The following is a 2618-nucleotide window of genomic DNA, read 5'->3' on the forward strand; positions in this document are numbered from 1 at the left end:
CCGTAAAGGCCCCACTGTTGCGTATCCGTCCGGTTGTCCCGCTCTGACGACTGGATGAAGTGTCTGCTAGATGTCCATCATCGATAATGGACATCTTGTGGTGAGTGATGGCGGGGAAGAAGGGTCAGAAGCGGCGGTTCTGGTCAGATGACGAGAAGCTGCTGATCTGCACGCAGGCGCGCGTGCCGGGCGTGTCAGTTGCTCAGGTGGCGCGGCGCTATGCGATGAACACCAACCTGATCCATACGTGACTGCGCGATCCTTAATTTGCGCCAGAGGTTGAGGTGACAGAAGTCGCCGGGCCGGAAGCTGCGACGTTTTTCCCGATCGAGATCACGGACGGCGCGACGGTGCCGATGGCGGAGCCTTCTTCGCCAGCTCCGGGCCACCCTTTCGCCGCGCAGCGCATTGACATCACGCTGTGTGATGGCCGGCGCATTTTGGTGGAGGGTCCCACCGCGCTGTCGGCGATCGTGGCGATGGTCGCGGGGCTGGCGCAATGATCCCCGTGCCAAGCAACACGCGGGTTTGGGTGGCCGCCGGCGTCACGGACATGCGGCGCGGTTTCAATACGCTGGCGGCACAGGCTGAACAGGTTTTGGCCGAGGATCCATATTCAGGCCACATGTTTGTCTTCCGTGGTCGCCGGGGCGATCACGTATTCAGAATACACCTCCTTTTTCACAATCCGGGCAGGGTCATTGACTTGTCTTTAACCTTATCAATGGCTTGCCTTGGTCGACGTGCGGCGATCTCCTGCAATCCTATCCGGACCGCGTCGCTCTCCAGTGCGTCGACCGGGATTTTCCACGGTGCCGAATACATGATCTGGCTGGCCGGCAGGGCTCCAGATCGGATCAGCTTGTGAACCGACGCAACGCAGACGCCAAGCCGCTTCGCGGCCGCATCGACGCTGATGGTCTTTGGGATCTCGGCATCAGGATCGTAGGGCGGGATTGCGAGCTTGTCGCGGAGCGCCGCGACCCGAACCGTTGTCCAAGTTTCGCCATCCTCGGTGCGACATCGCATCCGGTTGAGGGTCACGGCGAGCTCCCGATCTGGCCAGTGTCCGCCAAGCTTGCGCAAAACCTCTCCGGCCGCGAGCTGTCGGCCGGGCGGGAAACGGCCGGTCTTGCGCCGGGCCAGCCTGACCTCGGTGTGGCGTCCACCGATCCAGTGCAGCAGAAGAACAAATTCGTTCGTTTTCTCGTCGATGTCGATCACGACCTCCTCGATCAGCAGCCTGACCAGTCGTTGCCTGACGCGGGCATCGGTTCCGGCGGCATTCCACACAAATGGCAGGTTTGATGCGAGTTGCATAAGAATCGTGGGATCGACCCGGGTCTTTTTATCGGTATCTGCATCCAACCGTGCGAGCTTTTGCTCGACCTGGGCCACCCGCTCCAATGCGGCGTTCCAGCGGGCTTCCAATGTCCGGGCGACATGGCGTTTGGCGGGATCGACATGCTCATGGCGGCGTTCTGCAAGGTCCGCGGCATATCGAGCCTCCTCAAGTTCCCTCTCGACCGCCAGACGGACGGTCTCCTGCGCCTTGGCGGCCTGCTGTCCCGCCAGAAGGGCGGCCTGAACCGCCTGTCCGGAGATCGCCTCGAGAAGCTGGCTTGCGACGGCAGCGTCAATGCCACGCCCACCGGCACCAATGCAGAGACCGACCCCGACATGTCCGTCATCGCCGCGGCACTGATATCGGTGCGACTGGTCGGTGCCCACCTTGTAAAACACCCGCATCATCCGGCTACAGCGAGCGCAGCGCGCCATGCCCGATAGCAATGCCTGCCCGCCTCGCCCTGATTTGCGGGCCGTTCGCTTCTGCATATTTGCGTTCTCCTCCAGCATGCGGCGGTTCTCCTCGTAAGCGCGCCAGTCGATATATCCCTCGTGGCTATCCTTGATGAGCACGCTCCACTCCTCAATCGTTCTGTGGTGGCCGCTGGTTTTGCAGGCATGCCCGTCCACCACCCGTGTCCGGTTCCCGGTCCGTCCGAAGGCGTAGGCTCCTGCACGAACCACGGGACGGGCTTCACGCGGTTCCTCGACGACGGCCGTGTCTGCCTGGCCAACAATGCCGCCGAAAGATCCCTCCGCGGCGTGGCCCTCGGAAGGAAGTCCTGGCTCTTCGCGGGGTCCGAGCGCGGCGGGCAGCGCGCCGCCTTCATGTATTCCCTGATCGGCACCGCGAAGCTGAACGACATCGACCCGCAGGCCTGGCTCGCCGACGTCATCGCTCGCATCTCCGATATGCCGGTCTCGCGCTTGCACGAGTTGCTGCCGTGGGAATGGGACGGGGCCACGCCCTTGGTCAAGGTCGCTTGACCGCGGCCTCCAGCGAATGCTTACGTTCGTGGTGCGGACCGATCGAATTAGCGGGCAGCATCGACCCCAAGTCGTTCATGGCAAAGGAAAAAGTTGAACAACCGACTAATGATGACCATATTGATCTTAACCGCAAAAATTCATGATCGCCCTGTTTTGGCGGTTGCTGGGTTGTTGGCAGCCTTCCGCATTTCGGTAGTGCACGGCTGATCGTCGCCCTGATTTTACATCGGGCGTTTCGGTGTTTGGGGCTTTGCTTGGTTGCGTTTACCGGGGTGAGCGGG

The 2618-nt window shown here is 61.8% G+C and carries 4 protein-coding genes and 1 pseudogene; 4 read left to right on the forward strand and 1 reads right to left on the reverse strand.

From position 1 onward, the window contains the following. Window positions 1-107: 107 nt before the first annotated feature. From ACOI1H_RS24770 to tnpB, 3 genes and pseudogenes are all read left to right on the forward strand, one after another. The gene (locus ACOI1H_RS24770; RefSeq protein ID WP_422440913.1) at window positions 108-251 is read left to right on the forward strand and encodes a transposase; all 144 of its coding nucleotides are present in this window, start codon (window positions 108-110) and stop codon (window positions 249-251) included. 33 nt (window positions 252-284) lie between these two features. After that, entirely contained in the window at window positions 285-503 is a 219-nt protein-coding gene (locus tag ACOI1H_RS24775; RefSeq protein ID WP_422440914.1) for a hypothetical protein, read from the forward strand. Continuing rightward, a pseudogene (gene tnpB, locus ACOI1H_RS24780) lies at window positions 500-661 on the forward strand (IS66 family insertion sequence element accessory protein TnpB); the annotation flags it as partial. The gene ACOI1H_RS24775 and the pseudogene tnpB, both read left to right, overlap by 4 nt. Before the next feature lie 20 nt (window positions 662-681). On the opposite strand, the gene ACOI1H_RS24785 reads toward tnpB, so the two are convergent. Then, window positions 682-1977, reverse strand: a complete 1296-nt coding sequence (locus tag ACOI1H_RS24785; RefSeq protein WP_422440915.1) for a helix-turn-helix domain-containing protein — start codon at window positions 1975-1977, stop codon at window positions 682-684. On the opposite strand from ACOI1H_RS24785, the gene ACOI1H_RS24790 reads away from it, so the two are divergent. Continuing rightward, window positions 1966-2334, forward strand: a complete 369-nt coding sequence (locus tag ACOI1H_RS24790) for a transposase domain-containing protein (protein WP_422440917.1) — start codon at window positions 1966-1968, stop codon at window positions 2332-2334. The two genes, ACOI1H_RS24785 and ACOI1H_RS24790, sit on opposite strands and share 12 nt — an antisense overlap. Window positions 2335-2618: the final 284 nt, after the last annotated feature.

It is taken from the genome of Loktanella sp. DJP18 (assembly GCF_049310965.1).
In the GTDB taxonomy this organism is placed as follows: Bacteria; Pseudomonadota; Alphaproteobacteria; order Rhodobacterales; family Rhodobacteraceae; genus Loktanella.